At 70.9% G+C, this 18,034-nt stretch carries 15 protein-coding genes; 3 read left to right on the top strand and 12 right to left on the bottom strand.

Features of this window, described 5'->3' with window-relative positions; genetic code table 11:
- Positions 1-34: 34 nt before the first annotated feature.
- The 6 genes from ABD810_RS08725 to ABD810_RS08750 form a co-directional block, all read right to left on the bottom strand.
- On the bottom strand, positions 35-1,006 hold the full coding sequence (locus ABD810_RS08725) for an NAD-dependent epimerase/dehydratase family protein (protein WP_344936559.1): 972 nt from the start codon (positions 1,004-1,006) through the stop codon (positions 35-37).
- Positions 1,003-2,190, bottom strand: coding sequence for a glycosyltransferase (locus ABD810_RS08730; RefSeq protein WP_344936561.1), 1,188 nt, complete (start codon positions 2,188-2,190; stop codon positions 1,003-1,005). Before ABD810_RS08730 ends, ABD810_RS08725 begins: the two co-directional genes overlap by 4 nt.
- A 276-nt stretch (positions 2,191-2,466) precedes the next feature.
- On the bottom strand, positions 2,467-3,783 hold the full coding sequence (locus ABD810_RS08735) for a lipopolysaccharide biosynthesis protein (RefSeq protein WP_344936563.1): 1,317 nt from the start codon (positions 3,781-3,783) through the stop codon (positions 2,467-2,469).
- A 3-nt stretch (positions 3,784-3,786) separates the two neighbouring features.
- Positions 3,787-5,982: a glycosyltransferase family 4 protein gene (locus ABD810_RS08740; RefSeq protein ID WP_344936566.1), complete on the bottom strand. Its 2,196-nt coding sequence runs from the start codon at positions 5,980-5,982 to the stop codon at positions 3,787-3,789.
- A complete protein-coding gene (locus ABD810_RS08745; protein ID WP_344936568.1) occupies positions 5,979-7,115 on the bottom strand; it encodes a glycosyltransferase family 4 protein in 1,137 nt (378 codons plus the stop codon). Before ABD810_RS08745 ends, ABD810_RS08740 begins: the two co-directional genes overlap by 4 nt.
- Positions 7,112-8,245, bottom strand: coding sequence for a glycosyltransferase family 4 protein (locus ABD810_RS08750; RefSeq protein ID WP_344936571.1), 1,134 nt, complete (start codon positions 8,243-8,245; stop codon positions 7,112-7,114). Before ABD810_RS08750 ends, ABD810_RS08745 begins: the two co-directional genes overlap by 4 nt.
- A 296-nt stretch (positions 8,246-8,541) precedes the next feature.
- On the opposite strand from ABD810_RS08750, the gene ABD810_RS08755 reads away from it, so the two are divergent.
- Positions 8,542-9,843: an O-antigen ligase family protein gene (locus ABD810_RS08755; protein ID WP_344936574.1), complete on the top strand. Its 1,302-nt coding sequence runs from the start codon at positions 8,542-8,544 to the stop codon at positions 9,841-9,843.
- Entirely contained in the window at positions 9,837-11,462 is a 1,626-nt protein-coding gene (locus tag ABD810_RS08760; RefSeq protein ID WP_344936576.1) for a hypothetical protein, read from the top strand. The genes ABD810_RS08755 and ABD810_RS08760 overlap by 7 nt, the downstream gene beginning before the upstream one ends.
- Here ABD810_RS08760 and ABD810_RS08765 read toward each other — a convergent pair whose 3' ends face one another.
- Genes ABD810_RS08765 through ABD810_RS08780 form a run of 4 tightly spaced genes read right to left on the bottom strand, consistent with a single transcriptional unit; the run spans position 11,463 to position 14,937 of the window.
- Entirely contained in the window at positions 11,463-12,335 is an 873-nt protein-coding gene (locus ABD810_RS08765) for a methyltransferase domain-containing protein (protein ID WP_344936579.1), read from the bottom strand.
- Entirely contained in the window at positions 12,332-13,315 is a 984-nt protein-coding gene (gene rfbB, locus ABD810_RS08770) for a dTDP-glucose 4,6-dehydratase (protein ID WP_344936581.1), read from the bottom strand. The genes ABD810_RS08765 and rfbB overlap by 4 nt, the downstream gene beginning before the upstream one ends.
- A 42-nt stretch (positions 13,316-13,357) precedes the next feature.
- Positions 13,358-13,873 carry a GtrA family protein gene (locus tag ABD810_RS08775; RefSeq protein WP_344936584.1) on the bottom strand — a complete coding sequence of 172 codons (516 nt, stop codon included), beginning with the start codon at positions 13,871-13,873 and terminating at the stop codon, positions 13,358-13,360.
- Positions 13,870-14,937, bottom strand: coding sequence for a glucose-1-phosphate thymidylyltransferase (locus ABD810_RS08780; protein ID WP_344936586.1), 1,068 nt, complete (start codon positions 14,935-14,937; stop codon positions 13,870-13,872). The genes ABD810_RS08775 and ABD810_RS08780 overlap by 4 nt, the downstream gene beginning before the upstream one ends.
- A gap of 197 nt (positions 14,938-15,134) precedes the next feature.
- Here ABD810_RS08780 and ABD810_RS08785 point away from each other — a divergent pair, with 197 nt between their 5' ends.
- Complete coding sequence (locus ABD810_RS08785; protein ID WP_344936588.1) at positions 15,135-16,136, top strand: glycosyltransferase family 2 protein; 1,002 nt, start codon at positions 15,135-15,137, stop codon at positions 16,134-16,136.
- On the opposite strand, the gene ABD810_RS08790 is transcribed toward ABD810_RS08785, so the two are convergent.
- Positions 16,087-16,875: a GNAT family N-acetyltransferase gene (locus tag ABD810_RS08790; RefSeq protein WP_344936591.1), complete on the bottom strand. Its 789-nt coding sequence runs from the start codon at positions 16,873-16,875 to the stop codon at positions 16,087-16,089. The genes ABD810_RS08785 and ABD810_RS08790 overlap by 50 nt on opposite strands.
- Positions 16,872-18,029 (bottom strand): dTDP-4-amino-4,6-dideoxygalactose transaminase, encoded by a 1,158-nt coding sequence (rffA, locus tag ABD810_RS08795; protein ID WP_344936594.1) that lies wholly within the window; start codon positions 18,027-18,029, stop codon positions 16,872-16,874. Before rffA ends, ABD810_RS08790 begins: the two co-directional genes overlap by 4 nt.
- Positions 18,030-18,034 lie beyond the last annotated feature (5 nt).

Genomic DNA, 18,034 nt, shown 5'->3' on the forward strand with positions numbered 1-18,034 from the left:
ACGGCTGGTTGTGTAGGAGGCGCCACTAGCGGCGTCACGTGCCCGTGCGGATCCCGTTCTCGTGGACCGTGCTCGAACCCAGAACCGTCTCGAACCAGTCGACTGTCATGCGGAGCCCGTCGGCCAGCGACACGGGGCTCACGCCGGGGAACAGGTTGAGCAGGGCGCGTGGGGAGGCTCGTGACTCCTTGATGTCACCCGGCCGTGAGGGGAGGAACGTCGTCTCGACAGGTCGTTCGAGGACGGCACTGAGGACGTCCGTCAGCTCAAGGAGGGAACACCGGTTCCCGAATGCCAGGTTGACCGGCGTCCGGCTGGTGACCCGGCGGACCGCCGCGTCGGTGAGGACGTCGGTGACCGACCCGACATAGGTGAAGTCGCGCGCCTGCCGCCCGTCGCCGTGGATCGGCACGGGACGGCCCGCGAGCGCCGTGGAGACGAACGCCGGGATCACCGCCGCGTACGCGTGGCCGGCGGCCTGCATGGGGCCGTAGACGTTGAAGAAGCGGAAGACCAGGACCGGCAGGTTGAAGCTCTCCGCGTAGGCCAGGGCGTAGGCCTCGGTCGCGAGCTTGCTCGCCCCGTACGGGCTGAGCGGCCGGGTGGGCAGGTCCTCGTGCTTGTGCGGCTCGGCGCAGTCGCCGTACACCGAGGACGACGACGCGATGATCGTGTGGGGGCGGGTCTTCTTGCAGGCCTCCAGCACCTGGACCGTGCCTGTGGCGTTGACCGCATGGGAGGCCAGAGGGTCCTTCAGGGACCGGGGCACCGACGGCCGGGCGGCGAGGTGGACCACGGTGGTGGCGTCGGCGACCAGGTCCGCCAGGAGTCCCGGGTCCAGGATGCTGCCCTGCACGAAGTCCACCTCACCGCGGTCGAGGTTGGACAGGTCGCCGCTGCTGAGGTCGTCCAGCACCGTGACGCGGTCGACCTCCGGCCGTGCGGCGAGCACGCGGCACAGGTTCGCGCCGATGAAACCGGCGCCTCCGGTCACAAGGACCCTCATGCCGTCACCTCCGTGCTCCGCGCCGGGCGGAGATCGCGGCGACCTCGGCACAGCGACCGGTACAGGGCCTCGGTGTCGGCGACGAGGCGTTCGACGCCGAACGAAGCGGTCGTCCAGCGGCGGGCCGAGTCGCCGAGGCGCCGCGCGAGCGCGGGGTCGGACAGCAGCCGTACGACGCGCGCCGCGAGCTCGGCGGAGTCGGTGCCGGACAGCAGGCCGGTCTCCCCGTCCTTGACGATCTCGGCGACGCTTCCCACTCGCGTGGACACCGACGGGATCCCGGCCATGCCCGCCTCGACGAGCGTCAGCGGGGTGCCCTCGTTGTCGGAGGTCAGCAGGATCACGTCGGCGGCCGCGTACACGGTCTCGACGTCCTGTCTCCAGCCGAGCAGGTGGAAGGACTCCCGGACCGGCTCGATCTCCCGTTCGGCCTCGCGCCGCAGTTCACCGTTCCCGCACATGACGAAATGGCAGTCGGGCACGCGGGCGAGCACCGCCTTGGCGGTCGCGATGAACCGGTCGGGCCGCTTCACATGGGTGAGCCGGCCCACGTAGGCGACGATGGGCGCGTCCTGGGGAAGGCGCAGGGCCAGGCGCGCCGCCCCGCGCTCGGGGACGGGCCCGAGCCGCACGCCCGGCGGGATCACGACGTACTGCCGCGGGCGGCCGATCCCGGCTTCCAGCAGGTCGTCTCTGACCCCGTGCCCGACGGTCATCAGCCGGTCGGACATCGAGGCCAGCACCCTTTCCGACCGCACGTACAGGGAGCGTTTGACGCCGGTGAAGTAGCCGTAAAGGAGATGGCCGTGAAAGGAGTGCACCACGGCCGGGTTCACACCGGAAAGGCGGGCGGCCGTGCGGCCGAGCGCGCCCGCCTTCGTCGTTCTGGTATGGACGATGTGCGGCCGGAAGGCGCGCATGGCGCCGATCAGCTGCACGAGGGCGCGAAGGTCGTCGGTGGGCCTGATCGACCGGCCGAGATTGGGAATGCGAGTGACCTGGACCGGCGCGTCGCGCAGTTGGAGGTGGTCGCCTTCGTTGCCGCCGACGTGGCCGGTGTGGAGGCGATGGTCGAAGTCCTCACGGTTCAGTCCCTCGTACAGCCCTATGGCCTGGGTTGCCGGACCGCCGACGTTCATCCGAGCGATGATCTCCATGACACGGATCCGAGTGTCCGGCTTCACGCATGCTCCTCGTCGATGGGCCGGGGTTTACCTCGGAGAATCTAGACCGGCGTCCCATCCGCGACGCCGACGCCGTAGCCGTGGTGACGAAGAATTTCCATAGCCCCTACCCCTGCGTGATGAAGTCCGGCCGTTTGTCCTCGTCCTGGTGAATGGCCGGGGAAGACGCGGGTGAATGCCGGAGGAGAGCGCCGCCGCGGTCACCGGGAAAATGGCCGCGAGAATGGCGGGACGAAATGCGCCCCGCCTTCCTTCGCACGCGACCCGGTGAGCGTGCTAACAACGTGACCGGGAACACCGTCCCAGCATCACGATCCAAAATGTCGTCCCGCAAATGGCGATGATCAGGTTTCCCTGGGCGAAGGCGACCGCGGTGCCCAGCGGAGCGGCGCCGGTCCGATCGGCGAGCAGGAGCGCGCCGAGAAGCAGCACGCCCTCCGCCGCGAGGAAGGCCAGGCGCCACGACGGCTTGCCGAGAGCGAGGGGAAGCACCTTCGACCAGCACGCCATGCCCTTGACGCAGAACGCGGCGAGAAGGAGGGTGGCGACCGTGCCCACCTCGGCGTATCGGGTGCCGTAGACCAGGCCGAGCGCGTCGTCGGCGGTGGGGGCGGCGATGGTGAGCGCGGCGGCTCCGAGCCCGGTGAGCGCCAGCGTCACCCGCACGGCGTCCCTCCTGATCAGTGCCGTCTCACCGGCCGCGGCCGCCTGCGCCAGCCGCGGGTAGAGCATCGAGGTGATCGGGCTGATCAGGCTGTAGTACAGGCGGCCCGGCGCTGAGGCGATCTTGAGGATGGTGACGAGCGCCGGGCCGCCGAGGAGACCGGCGAGGGTGAGGATCCCCGACTCCGACCCCGCCGCCACCGAGGTCGCCAGCGAGGCCTTGACGGCGAAGGGGACCAGCCCCGGTGGCAGCGGGACGCGCGACTGCGCCGGCCCCATCTCGGCGAGCATGGCGCGCAGGGACCGGGTCCCAAGGACGAGGGCCGTCACGATCGCGGCGACGGCCTGACCCGCCAGGTAGGCCGGTGGCCCTCCGAGGAGCAGTCCTCCCAGTGACAGGACGAACGACAGGACCGCGCATCGCAGGCGAGCGGCCCCGAGCGCGTCCAGGCGATCGGTGAGGGCGAAGCCCGCCGAGGAGGTGCCGCTGGACGCCACGGCGCCGTTCGCCACGAGCGCGAGGCCCAGCATGAGCGCGAAGTCTCCCGAAGCGAGGCCCGTCATCCACGCCCCGAGCACGACGAGCAGGGCCGTGAGGCTGGTCGCCACGCCGATCGCCACGTCCCAGCGAAGCAGGCGGACGTACAGCGCGGCGCCCTGTCCGCTGCGCTGGTGCTCGATCGGGACGAACCGCTGCGCGGCGTCCTCCAGGCGGGGGTCGCACACCAGGAACCAGACGGCGGCGAAGGCCTGGGCGAAGATGAGCTGGCCTGCTCGTTCGGCGCCCTCCAAGCGCACCAGCAGCATCAGGCTGATCATGGAAAGGACCGCTTCGCCCTGGCTGGAGGCGGTCAGCAGGGTGAGGGTGCGCAGGTGCCGAGGGCGGCCCGGCGGGCGCGTTGGCTGGATCGCACGCGAAGACGAGGCCATGGTTCAGTGACAGACCTCGTCGTACAGCTTGTCGAACCAGGCCACGGTCCGGTCGATGTCCAGGCGTACGGCATCGTCCAGGGCGCCCCGGCGAAGACGCGCGTGCGTGTCCGGGCGCATCGCGTGGAGGATGCCCCGCGCCAGCGCGCCGGCGTCCCCGGGGGAGGTGAGAAGCCCGTTCCGGTCGTGGTCGATGAGGTCGGGCACGCCGCCCACGGCGGTGGAGACCACGGGGACCCCCGCGGCGAGCGCCTCCATGGCGACGACGGGCAGCCCTTCGTGCAGGGAGCTGAGCACCAGAAGGTCGGAGGCGGCGATCAGGCGGCCGGCGTCGGGCACGTACCCCAGCATGCGCACGCGGCCGCGGGAGCCGGCGGCGCGCCGGGCGATCTGCTCGTACAGGGGACCGCGGCCGGCGAGGGCGAACAGCGCGCGCGAGTCCTCGGAGACGACCCGTACCGCGGCGTCGAGGAGCAGCGCGTGGTTCTTCACCGGACGGAAGTTGGCCACGTGGGTGATCAGGAAGGCGTCGCAGGGCAGGCCAAGCTCCTGCCGGGTCTCCCGCGCGCGCAGCGCCCAGCGGCGTTGCTCCGCGACGCGGACGCCGTGCACGCAGGTGAAAGGGGCGCGAGCGCCTCTGGCGGCGGATGCCCTGGCGACCTGCGGTGAGACGGCCACGGTCCGGGCGTCCATCCACTTCGTCGCCTGATCGAGCACCATCGTCGGCCTGCGGCAGCGGACGTTGTGCACCGTCGAGATCAGTACGGGCCGCGGTCTCCAGAGCCGCGACACCGGCCGGAGCAGCGCGGCGGGAAGGGGCGAGTGGATGTTGAGCACGTCCGGCCGCAACCGTCTGACGGTCGCGAGCAGCGCCGGCAGACGCAGGGCCCGAGGGCGGGAGGTGAGATCCACCACGGGCAAGCCCCCGGTTCGCAGCCGCTCGATGAGCTCCTGGGTCGAGGCGCGCAGGCAGACGACGGTGTAGCGCCTGCCCGCGTGAGGCGTGGCGAGCAGGCGTTCAACGAGCAGGACCTCCGCGCCGCCCACGTCGAGCGTCTTGATCACCTCGCAGACATGCGGCCTTCCCGGCGTCCTGGCCCCGCGAGGGGAGCGCGTGGTCATGAACGTCTCGTAGCACTCCTCGACGCGAGAGGCCACCTGGGACCAGTCGAGCGCCGCGACGGCCCGCCTGCCGCGCTCGGCGGTCTCGGGGTGGCCCGCCTCCTGCCGGAGGACGGCACGCAGGCGTGCCACCAGCTCGTCCCGGGACCCCGACCGGAAGGTGAGGTAGGCGCCGCCGTCCTGGACGACCGGGGTCAGCGAGGCGTCGGACGAGACGATGACGGGCGTGCCGAGGGCCAGCGCTTCCAGGGCCGCGGTGGGCACTCCCTCACCGATGGCGGCGAGCCTGCGAGAGGCCAGGACGAAGGCGTGGGCCCGGCCGACCAGGGAGTAGGTGCGCTCGGCCGAGAGGTGCCCGGCGAACTCGACGCCGGAGTCCGGCCCGGCCAGCCGTTCGAGCCGTGCGCGTTCGGAACCGTCCCCGGCGATGACGAGACGGGCCCACGGGCAGCCGGCGCGCACCTGGTGGAAGGCCTCGATCAGCAGCGCGTGGTTCTTCACCGCCTCCAGGGCGCCGACGCTGACGATCAACCCCGGTTCGACGGGAGCGCGCCCCCGGAACCCGTCCAGATGCGCAAGATCCAGGCCGCTGGACATCGTGCGGATCTTGTGGACGGGGACCCCGGCGGCGCGCAGGTCGTTCGCCGGCCGGTCGCCCAGGGCGACGAAGCCGTCGACGTGGCGGAACGCCCACGACAGCACGGGCCCGTGGCGCGCCGCGAGGGCGCCGTGGACGGTGACCACCAGAGGGATGCCCAGCCTGCGCGTGACAGGCCCGAGGCTGAGCGCCTCGCGGTGGTCGCCGTGGAGGTGGACGAGGTCGACGTCGCGCACGCCGGGAAGGGCGCGCGCGCACTCCATGGCGAACGCGACCGGGTCGGACCTCCTGGCGGCGAGGCGGCCGGCGAGCGTGGGAGCCAGTGGCAGCGGCTCGGCGCCGCCCGTCGGCTTCCCGTGGCGGTGGGCGAGGATGACGTGGTGGCCACGGGCGAGTTGTTCGCGGGTGAGGCGGTCGACGTGGCGTTCCTTGCCGCCGGGCTCGGGCGGCAGCCGGTAGGCGACGCGGAGGATCCTCACGCCACCCTCTCCTTGGCCGGATGCCCGGAGGTGACATCGCGCACGAATTCGGCGAAGCGATCCATCATGGCCTCGAAGTCGTGGTGCTCGCAGACGTGGTGACGGGCGTCGAGGCCCATTCGATGGGCGCGGTCCTGGTCGGTGAGCAGCGAGGCGATCGCCTCGCCCCAGTCGTGGGGAGACCCGGGGGCCAGAAGGCGGCCGTATCCGGGGCGGACGATCTCACGATGGGAGGAGATGTCGGAGCACAGGACCGGCAGCCCGCAGGCCATCGCCTCGAGCACCGCACGCGGCTGGCCTTCCGACCAGGACGGATGCGCCAGGACCCGGCTCTGCCGCAGGACGGACACGATGTCGTCCTGGGTCACCTGGCCGCGGAGCTCCACGTGCCGCTCGACGCCGAGCGCGGCGGCCAGCGCGCGCAACTCGGAACGGGCGGGTCCCTCGCCCAGGATGACCAGCCGGGCGCCGGGGACGGCCCGCACCACCGCGGGCCATGCCCGCACCACCGCGGCGTGGTTCTTCCGTACGCAGAGACTGCCGACCATCACGACGTGGACCGGCTTGGGCGAGCCCGCCGGAGCGGGGGAGAAGACGCGGGTGTCGACCCGGCTCGGCACGTAGACGACAGGACCGCGCGCCCACCGGCGCGCCCGGTCGCCGAGCCCCTGGCTCACCACGCGTATCGCCGAGGCGCGGCGGGCGGCGGACCGGGACACCGCGCCGAGCGTGACGCGCCTGAGCAGGGAGCCGTACTCCCGCCCCGGATCGAGGACGTCGCCCTGGACCTGGAAGATGTGCGGAGTCCTCCTTCTCTCGCGCGAGAGCTCCACCGACACGGCGGCGAGCGGGTCGCTCGACATCAGGACGTCGGCGCGCGCGGGCAGGCCGCGGTCGATCACCAGGCGTGCCGCACGCAGGAACGCCGGGCGGTTCCGGCCGCCGGCGCGATACAGGCGCACGGGACCGAGGTCGGTGAGACCGCACCCTGCCCCTCCGGCGGGCACGATCACGTTGTACGGGCCGCCGAGGCGCTCGGCCAGAGCGAGGGCGGGACGCAGGTTGACGTCGCCGGCGTGCAGGTCGCGGTCCCACGGGCTGGATCCCACCAGGGTGACGGAGATCGGGTTCACAGGATGTCCTCCAGCATGCGGGCGACCCGCTGGGGCGAGAACTCGTCGAGGGCCCTGATGCGCAGGCGGTCCCCGAGATCGGCGCGTTCCCGCGGTGACATGCGCGCGACCTGGTTCACCGCCTCGGTCAGCGCCTCGAGATCTCCGACGTCGCAGACGAAGGGATAGTCCTTGCCCACCACGTCCGCGGAGCCGCCCGCCCCCGTGGTGACGATGGGAAGCGCCGAACTCATCGCCTCCAGGAGCACGCGGGGGAAGCCCTCCTCGTAGCTGGGCATCAGGAAGCAGTCGGCGGCGGCGTACAGCGGGGGAAGGTCGCGGTTGGGGACGGCTCCCATGATCCGCATGTTCGACCGGCCGGCGCCGAGGCGTTCGAGGTACGGGCGGTCCGGTCCCTCGCCCACCACGACCAGGCGCACGGGGTGGGGCAGCCCGGATTCGAGCGCGTCCAGCAGGGGAGCCAGCAGCCGGGTGCCCCTCCGGAACGAGAGGCGGTGGACGAAGAGGATGACGAACTCGTCGTCACCCCACCCGCGCCGGCGGCGCACCTGGTCCCGCTCGGAGGGCGGCAGCGGGGCGAAGCGGTCACCGTCGATGTCGTTGTACAGCAGTCGCATCTTGCGCCGGGGGACCCGCCACCGCGCGCTCATGACCTCGACCATCGTCTCCGGTCCGGTGACCAGCCCGTGGACGCACCGGGCGAGGAGGTAGTTGAGCCCGTTGTCCAGCCGGTGCCGCAGCGTCTTCCTGGCCCCCGGCTCGACCAGGTCCGCCGTGCCGCTGCGCCAGAGGAACACGCGATGCCGGAAGAACGGAGAGGTGAGGATCAGCAGGATGAGAAGTTGCCGCGAGTACCGCACGAAGTAGGTCCGGTATCCGGCACGGGCGCAGAAACGCAGCGCCTCAAGGGACCGGTGAAGGCGCGCGAGCCTCGTCCGGCCGACCGTGGAGATGACCCTTTTCACACCGGGCAGGGTGGCCGGAGGCGTTCCTCGTTCGACCAGCGCCACCACGTCGACCCGCCGCCCGAGAGCCTCGAGAAAGGCGGGAAGGTGCGCGAAATGCTCGGTCTCCTCTCCCGAAAGATGAGGGATCGCATAGACGATTTTGGTGCGATCGGCAAGGGTCACGGTGACTCCGTCCTCGTTCTCACCCCCCTCATGCTCCCGAGACACCTGCGGTGGAGCGGCGGCGACACCCTCGGCTCCCGAGAATTTGCCCTGTCGTGAGGGTGGCATCGACCACGGTCGCCGGGCATGACGCCGAGGTGGCCAGACGCGCCGCAGACACGAATGCGCACACTGAGTAGGCGATTGTCGCTCTCTGTATAGTCCATTCCTGTCCCACGCCGTGAGGTGCGGTGTGGCCGGGGCGGAATCCGGTGACGGCCGGGCACCCCGTCGTCGCCGTCATCGAAGGAGACGCCGTGAGCGCCGCAGCAGTGGAGGGGACGATCGCGACCGGCACCGGCACCGTGACGGCTCCGGAGACGGAAGGGGCCCCCTCGCGGGGACGATCGGGCGGGCGATCGATCGATCCCATCACGCTGCTGCGGTGGACCAGCGGCACGGCCCTGGTCCTCGTCGCGGAGTGGCAGGCCCGGTTCGGGGCCCACCCGGCGCTGCGCGGGCCGTTGCTGGGGCTGGCCCTGTTGCTGCTGCCCCTCGACCTGCTGCCCGCGCTCGTCATGCTCTTCATCAGGGTCGGCGACCCGGTGGCGGGGGTGCTGCTCCCCGCCGACGTGATCGCTCTGGTCTACCTGGCGCGGGTCGCGCTCCACCCCACGGCCCTCGGGCTGCGGCTCACCCCGTCGCGCATCGTGCTGGCGCTGTTCCTGCTGTGGGCCGTGCTCGCGACGATGGCCGGGGTCGGGATCCTGACCGCCCTCGGGCGCATCGCGCTCTACGCCGCGCTGGGGATGGCGGTCACGCATCATCCCCGGGCGAAGAAGTACGTGCTCTGGGGCGCGGTCGCCTGGGCGCTGACCAGCGTGGTCCTCTACCTTCCCGAATTCCCGTCGAGGCTGTGGGGGTTCTACATCGATGACCCGGCGCAGGCGGGCGGCCTGTTCATCGCCGCCCTTCTCGTGGTCCTGGCCTCGAAGCTGCCCACGGCATGGAAGGTCCTCCTGGGAGGTCTGATCGCCTTCGGGATCGTGGCCACCTTCACCCGGTCGATCTGGTTCGCGTTCTGCGTCGTCCTCGTGGCCGCGGTGCTGCCGCGCCGGTGGTACGTCCCGTTGCTTCTGCCGCCCGCCCTGGGCGTGCTGTCCATACCCTTCGTGCCGCAGATCACGGAGTTGTTCGCGCTCAACTCGCAGTCCGGGCTGATCCGGATGAACTCCTTGATGGTGGGGCTGAGGGAGTTCTGGGACAGGCCGATCGCCGGCCATGGGTGGGCGTTCTCGAGTTTCCTCACGGAGACGGAAGGCGTCGGGCTGTCGAGCACCCCCTTGTACAGCATGTGGATCTACATCGCGGCCAGTGTCGGGATCGTGGGCGTCATATTGTTCGCGGCCTTTCTCGCACTTGTCGCACGGGAAGTGCTCAACGACACGGTGGCCTACTTCTTCCTGATCGCCATCCTCGCCACCGCGCTCTCGGAGATGCCCTTCTTCGGCAGCTGTCTCAACGGGCTGCTCTTCTTCCTGCTGACCTCCGTGTACTCCGAACGCACGTCCGAGACCGGTCCGGCGACGCCGGAGCGAATGAGCGCCGAGCGATGCTGAGCGGACTCCAGGCCGGGCACGCGGGGGCGGAGGCGGCGCCGGAGGTCCCGCGCGGTGCACGTCGGCTCCGCGTGGCGCTCGCGTTGTACGCGGTGGTCCAGGTCGCGCACATCATCTGGCAGACGCGGCACTTCGGGGTGCGCGGCGACGAGCTCATCACCCTTCAGTGGTCCACGTTGCCCGTCGAGGGCGTCATCAGGGTCACCGGGGAGGACATCCATCCACCGCTGTACTACCTGGTACTGCACGTCGCCCTGTCGCCGCCCGTGGACCCGATCGTCGCGGGGAAGCTGCTGTCGCTCGTCATGACGCTCGCCCTGTTGCGTCTCGTGCCCGTCGTCGCCGCAGAGTTCGGCTTCGCCAGGCGGGTGGGAGAGGCCGGGCTGGTCCTCACGGCGATGTCGCCGCTGCTCTGGCAGCACGGCGTCACCATCCGGCCCTACCCCATGGCCGCCGTGCTGTACGTGGTCTGCGTGGTGGCGGCCCTGCGGGTGGCCGCGACCGGTTCGGCGCGCGCCCGCTGCGCCCTGGCCGGGGCCCTCGTCCTCATCGTCTACGTCAACTACCTGGCGGCGCTCTGCGCCCTGATCACGGTCAACCTGCTGTACCTGTCGCGCCGGGACCGCGTCGTCTCGGGCCGGAACTGGATGGCGACACAGTTGGCGGCCGTGCCCTTCCTGCTCCCGCTGGTCCCGCTGGCCCTGAACCAGACCAGGGACGCCGCCGGCATCGCGACCTCCACCGGCATCGCGAGCAGCGGCCTCGCCGGGGCCGCGGCCAGGTTCGTCTACTGGTTCTACGGCGTGGTGACGGGGGAGACCCTCGCCCAGCCGTTCCTGCTGGCCCTGCTGTGCGGCGTCCTCGTCCTGCTGGTGGCCCACGGGGTGGTCGGGCGGTCGCGCATGCCGGCCGAGGCGCGGCGCGCCCTGCTCGCGTGCGCGGCCGTCGCCCTGGTCGCGCCGGTGACGTACGCGGTGGTGGCGAGCCTGGTCTTCCGGGGAGAGCTTTTCACCGCGGGCCCGGCCCGTACGCTGTTCGCCGTTCCGTTCGTCGCGCTCGCCCTGGCCCAGTCGCTGACCTCGCAGATGCGCGTGGAGCGGCCGGGGAAGGCGGCGGCCCTGGCGGTGGCGCTGTCGGTGTGCTGGATCGCCGCGGGCGCGAACGAGGTGCTCGGCCGTGACTATTTCCACGGCACCGATTCGGTGCCCCGTGCCGCGATCGCCCGGCTGGTGCGCGAGAAGGCGGGCACGGACGGCCAGGTGCTGGTCGACGCCCCCTTCGGCAACGACATCGTCCACATGCTGGCACGGGAAGGGATCTCCGCGCGGATGGTCTCGCGCGACTCCTCCGACGCCTATCGCGCGCAGGCGGAGGCCGTGCTCGCACGGATGCCCGCCCGGCTGGTGCTCGTCCGCTACAACCGGGATCTGACCGGCGGCTCGTCCACGTGGTTCCTCGGGCGGCTCTCCGGCGCCTACCCCGCCTTCGTCCCGCTGGCCTCCTACGCCCCCACTTCCGGCCTGGTCAGGTGGATCGACGCGCGCGCAGGCAGGAACGACCCGAGTCACCAGGTCACCGTGTACCTGGGATCGAAGCGGGCGCCGGCGCCCGCGCCGTGATCAGCGATCCGGCTGGGCGGGTTTGCGTACCTCGATCACGAACCCGCTGGCGACCGCCACCGCGTCGGCATGCCGCGCGAGCAGCACGTCGAGGATTTTGAGCGGTGAGAGCAGCCACATCAGGGGGAGTATCGCCCTGTACAGCCTTCTGCTGCCGAACGACAGCACGAGGGCGAGCCACTCCTGGAACACCCAGAGCAGCGCGGAGGTCGGCCCCGCGCCGACCCGCACGCTCAGCACCTCGAACCGGTGGAAGAGCGTCGTCATCCCCGCGTGCGTGAACCTCTGGTAGTCGTACGGCGAGGCGTGGAACGGCTGCATGAACGGCACGAAGCACAGGACGCGGCCGCCGGGCTTCAGGACGCGCCACATCTCACCGACGTGTGCCTGAGGGTCCGGTACGTGCTCGAGGACGGCGACGCTGATGACGCCGTCGAGGGAGCCGTCACGGATCGGCATCCGGCGCAGGTCGGTCACCAGGTCGACGTTGGGGTAGGTGCCCCCGTCCACGCACAGCAGCCGCGGGTCGTAGCGGTTGGTGCCCGAGCCGAGATCGGCGACCACCTCGCGGTCCAGGTCGAAGCTCGCCAGGAAGGGGCGGACGAACCTGCGGAGCAGAACCGGCGACACCAGCTGGATCGTCAGCGGGTACACGCGCCCGAAGCGGCGCTTGACCGTCTCCTTGACGCGGTTGAGCGGATCGTCCCGCAACTCGGCGTCGGTGAAGCCGCCGAAACTCAGCCGCCTGCCCTGCCGGTGCCCGGTGATCGCGCAAGGTCCGCATTCGTAGGCGCCCTCGAATGCGGAATGGCAGGACGGGCAGGCCAGCGAGCCGGACACGCGGTCGACCGGATAGCGCGTCAGCTCGATCATGGCCGGTGGGCTTCCGCCTTGGCCGACCGCCACCAGAACCGGTTGTCCCGATACCAGCGGACCACCTCGGCCAGTCCCCGGTCGAAGCCCACGCGGGGCTCGTAGCCGATGGCCCTGATCTTGCCGCTGTCCACGGCGTAGCGATGATCGTGCCCGGGCCGGTCCGGCACCCGCGTGACCATCTCCCAGCCCACGCCGAAGGCCGCGAGGAGCCGTTCGGTGAGCTCCAGGTTGGTCAGCTCGGCCCCGCCCCCGATGTTGTAGATCTCGCCGGCCGAGCCCTTGTCCAGCACCAGTTGGATGGCCCGGCAGTGGTCGTCCACGTGCAGCCATTCCCTGACGTTCCGGCCGTCGCCGTACAGCGGGACGGGTCTGCCGTCGATCAGGTTGGTGACGAACAGCGGGATGACCTTCTCGGGGTGCTGGTAGGGGCCGTAGTTGTTGGCGCACCTGGTCACCCGGACATCGAGCCCGTAGGTGCGGTGGTAGGCCCGGCACAGCAGGTCGGCGCCCGCCTTGGCGGCCGAGTAGGGCGAGTTGGGCAGCAGCGGCTCCGACTCGGTCCACGATCCGGTGTCGATCGACCCGTACACCTCGTCCGTGGAGACCTGGACCATCGTGACGACGTCCGCCTCCAGCGCGGCCTGCAGCAGGCACTGCGTGCCCTGGACGTTGGCCGCCACGAAGTCCCCGGCACCGGTGATGGAGCGGTCGACGTGGGTCTCGGCCGCGAAGTTGACGATGACGTCATGGCCGGGCACCAGGTCGCGCAGCAGACCCAGGTCCGTGACGTCCCCCCGGACGAAGACGAAGCGGGGATCGTCCCAGACCGGGGCCAGGTTGGCGGTGTTCCCGGCGTAGGTGAGCCTGTCCAGCACGGTGACGCGCGCCTGTTCGCAGCCTGGATAGGCGCCGGACAGCAACGATCGCACGTAGTGGGATCCGATGAACCCGGCGCCCCCGGGGACCAGCATCTTCATGGGTGCACCTGTCCCTGCCGTAGTGACGGATATCGCTTGAACCTATGCGAGCGGCGGGTTCAGCGGCCGGTCGACCGGACGCCTTTGCCGAAGCGGGCGCCACACGTTGCCAAGGCCAGGTCTCCCGCGCTCGGGGAAGGTCCAGGACCGGTGCAGCAGATAACTCAAGGGAGGGCTCACGGTGATGATCACACCCTGGGCCACCATGATCGGGAGCTCTAGGAACTCCACGAGAAGGGGGACTCCGGTGAGGGAGGTCGCGAGGAAGGTGAGCCCGGCCGCGTAGAACCTCAGCCAGCTCGCCAGCCAGGATCCGGCGCCGGCACGGAAGACCATGAGCCGGTACCAGGGGTAGACGATCACCGAGGTGGTGAGGTGGGTGAGGAGGATCAGGAGGGGATAGGGAAGCCCGCCGCCGGCGGCCAGCGACGCGCCGAGGACGCCGTAGTAGACGGCGGCGGTGATGCCGCTGCCCGCCAGGTACATGACATGGCGGCGCCCGAGCATGCAGGTGAGGGACGCGATACGTCCGGCGCCGTCGGCGACGAGCGTCCTCACCTGCCCACCTGGATCCTGCTGTGGTCCCCCACCATCAGCTGATGGGTGTTCGACACCCCCGCGGCGCGGCTCACCTCGACGTTGCGCCCGATCAGGGAGTGCGCGATGCGTGAGACGCCGATGACCGACGAGCCGCCGAGCACGATCGAGTACTCGATCTCGGCGTTCTGCACGACGCATCCAGGCCCGATGGAGGTGAAAGGGCCGACGTAGGAGGAGACGATCTTCGAGTCGGCCGCCACGATGATCGGCCCGCGGAGGATGGAGTTGTCCACCACCGCGCCCGGCTCGATGACGACCCGCCCGGTGATCTCGCTCATCGCGTCCACCGTGCCCCTCACGTCGCGCTCGATCGGCTCCAGGACGATGCGGTTGCACTCCAGCATGTCCTGCAGGCGCCCGGTGTCCCTCCAGTAGCCGGTGACCATGTGCGACTGAACGGAGTAGCCGTTGCGGATCAGCCACTGGATCGCGTCGGTGATCTCCAGTTCGCCGCGGGCCGAGGGCTCGATCGCCCGGACCGCGTCGTGGACGGCCGGGGAGAACGAGTACACCCCCACGATGGCCAGATCGCTCCTCGGGCGGGCGGGCTTCTCCTCCAGCCCGATGATCTCACCGGAGGGCCCCAGCTCGGCGACGCCGTAGAACTGCGGTTCGGCGACCCTGGTGAGGAGGATCTGCGCGTCGTGCCCGCCGGCGCCGAACGCGTCGACCAGATCAGAGATCCCGCCGACCAGGAAATTGTCGCCCAGGTACATCACGAACGGCTCGTCGCCGAGGAAGTCGCGGGCGATCAGGACGCAGTGCGCCAGCCCCAGGGGGGACTCCTGCGGGATGTAGGTCACCTCCATGCCGAACGCCGAGCCGTCCCCGATCGCGTCACGGACCTCCGCGGCCGTCTCGCCGACGATGACGCCCACGTTGGTGATGCCCGCGTCGCGTATCGCCTCGAGCCCGTAATACAGGACCGGCTTGTTGGCGACGGGCACGAGTTGCTTCGCCGAAGTGTGGGTCAGCGGGCGCAGCCTGGTGCCTTTGCCGCCCGCCAGAACGAGTGCCTTCACGCCCGTCGCGCCTTTCACCGAGAAACCGGTCCTGGGCCCCCGACCATCTCATTGAAAGGACGAGCGCGCCCGGCCGCCATCGCCTCTGTTGACCGAAAAAGCGCCCGCCGATTGCCCGAGCCGCACGTGCCCGCGATCAGGAAAAGACGACAATCGTGGTCGGTTCGCGGAAATGAATGTCGGCAGTCGGGGGATCGATGTCTGTGTCGGTTGTCATACCGTGTTACCGCTCGGCCCGGACCCTTCCGCATCTGGTGGCCAGGCTGATGCCGGTCCTGCGCGCGGCGTCCGGCCGGCACGAGGTCATCCTCGTGGACGACGGAAGCCCGGACGACACCTGGGAGGTGGCCGCGGAGCTCGCCCGCGGGGTCGAGGGCGTCCGCGCGATCCGTCTGTCCCGGAACTACGGCCAGCACAACGCGCTGGTGGCCGGCGTCAGGGAGGCCGAGTGCGAGGTGGTCGTCACGATGGACGACGACCTGCAGCACCCTCCGGAGCAGATCCCGCTCCTGCTGGCCACTCTCGAAGGCGATCGCCTCGACCTGGTGTACGGCGTGCCGCGCGAAGAGGAGCACGGGGTGCTCAGGAGCTTCGCGTCCCGGTCGGTGAAGGCCGGGATGTCCGGTGCGCTGGGCGTCCACGGCGCCCGGACGATCAGCGCCTTCCGCGCCTTCCGTACGCGCCTGCGTGACGGGTTCGCGGACCTGTCCGGTCCGCACGCCTCCATCGACGTGGCCCTTTCCTGGACCACCACGCGGGTGGGCGCGGTCACCGTGCACATGAACGAGCGCTCCCAGGGGCAGTCGAACTACACGCCGAGGCTCCTGGCGCGGCACGCGGTGAACATGCTGGTGGGCTACAGCACCGCCCCGCTTCGCGCGGCCAGTTACCTGGGCTTTCTCGTCGGGGTCTTCGGCCTGGTCCTGGGCGGTGCCGTCCTGTGGCGTTTCGCCGTGGGCGACACCACGGTTCCCGGGTTCACCACCATCGCCTCGATGGTCGCGCTGTTCTCCTCCGCCCAACTGGTGGCCATGGGGGTGCTCGGCGAGTACGTGGGGCGCATCCACGGGAGTGGTATGGGGCGACCGGCCTACGTCGTCCGCGAGCGCACCGGAGCGGGGGAGGCCGGTTCCCGCGTGTGGCCCGGCGCTACCGCTCCCGCCCGGGTAGGAGCCCGCTCCGGACCAGATGAACGGTGAGGACGGTGCGGACCGGCTCGAAGCCGTACCTGCTCCACGCTCTCTGCACGCGCGTGTTGTGTCCCTGGGTGGAGATGACGACCTCGGCCGCGCCCCGGGCCAGCGCCCGGTCCTCCACCGCGCGCAGCAGGTGCGCGTAGAGACCGTGTCCCTGGGCCTGGGGGACCACGCCCGCGAGCAGGATCTCGGTCCTGGAGGGGTCGTCCTCCAGCGTGGCGAGCGCCAGCACCGGGCCTTTCTCCTCTCCCGCGTGCCCGTCCCACAGGGCCAGGCACCTTCCCCCGGCCGCTGATCCGCGCGCCCACTCCTGGTATCCCGCCAGCGCGCCGTCCCGGTCGAACAGGGGGTTGGCCAGGTAGTGGCATCCGTACGCCTGGAAGATGCCGGCGACCAGCGCGTCCACCACGACCGGATCCGTCAGTTCCGCCGCCCGCAGGCCCGGCGCCGGTTCCGGCCGCCGGCCCCGCCCGGCGGGCAGGCGCCAGTAGACCAGGGAGTCCGCGAGCACCGCGGTACGGCCGAGCGTGGCCAGCTTGGCGAACCAGTCGACGTGCTCCGCGGGGTACCGGCACACGATGACGTCCGCCCGGGACGCGAGGATCGCGTCGCCGACGGCGGAGAAGGGGCATGAGACGTCGGCAGGCACGGTGAGGCGATCCACGGAGCGGCCGAACCGGGCCGACTCCAGCGGGGACCGCAGCGCCCGTACGGCCGGCGCCCCCATGACCTGGGAGGTCATCGGCACACCCGGTACGCTCGCACGGCGTCGATCACCCGGGCCACGTCGGTCTCGGTCAGATCGGCGTACAGCGGGAGCCGTACGAGCCGGTCGGAGGCCTCCTCGGTGATCGGGCAGCCGCCCGGGGCCACCCGTCCGTACCGCGTGCCCGCCGGCGCGGCGTGCAGGGGATGGTAGTGGAAGGTGGCCTGCACGCCTGCCTCGGAGAGGTGGCCGATCAGCGCCTGTCGGTTCTCCAGATCCGGGAGCAGCAGGTAGTACAGATGGGCCGGATGGGCGCAGCCGTCGGGGATCGTCGGCCGGCGGACGCCGTTCGCCGCGGCCCAGCCGGCCAGCTCCTCGTGGTAGGCGTCCCACACGGCGTGGCGCCGCCCCTGGATCTCCGCGAACGACTCCAGCTGGGCGGCGAGCTGGGCGGCCAGGGTGTCGGACGGAAGATAGCTGGAGCCGATGTCCTGCCACCGGTACTTGTCCACCTGGCCACGGAAGAAGCGCCCGCGGTCGGTGCCCTTCTCGCGGATCACCTCGGCACGGGCGAGGAGGCCGGCGTCGTTCAGCAGAAGCGCGCCGCCCTCACCGCACTGGACGTTCTTCGTCGAGTGGAAGCTTTGCGCCGCCATGTGCCCGAACGTCCCCAGCGACCGGCCGTTGAGGGAACCGCCGAGGCCGTGGGCGTTGTCCTCGATGAGGGCCAGGGCATGTCCCTCGGCCAGCTTGCCGAGCTTCTCCATCGCGCAGGCGACGCCGGCGTAGTGGACGACCACGATGGCCCGAGTGCGGTGGGTGATCGCCGCCTCGACGAGGTCCTCGTCCACGTTCAGGGTGTCGGGCCGGCAGTCGACGAAGACCGGCACCGCGCCGCGCAGGGCGTACGCGTTCGCCATCGACACGAACGTGAACGACGGCATGATGACCTCGTCACCCTCGCGAAGGCCGAGGAGCATGGCGGACATCTCCAGCGCGTGCGTGCAGGAGGTGGTCAGCAGGGCGTCGCCGGCGCCGGTCAGCGCCTTCAGCAGATCGGTGGCCTTGCGCGTGAACGGGCCGTCCCCGCAGGTGAACCCCTGCCACACGGCCTGGGTGATGTAGGAGATCTCCCGCCTTGACACGTGCGGGCGGTTGAAGGGAATCGGCTTCGCGTCGGTTGCGCTCACGGCTG

Origin of the sequence: Sphaerisporangium flaviroseum (assembly GCF_039537005.1) — a bacterium.
In the GTDB taxonomy this organism is placed as follows: Bacteria; Actinomycetota; Actinomycetes; order Streptosporangiales; family Streptosporangiaceae; genus Sphaerisporangium; species Sphaerisporangium flaviroseum.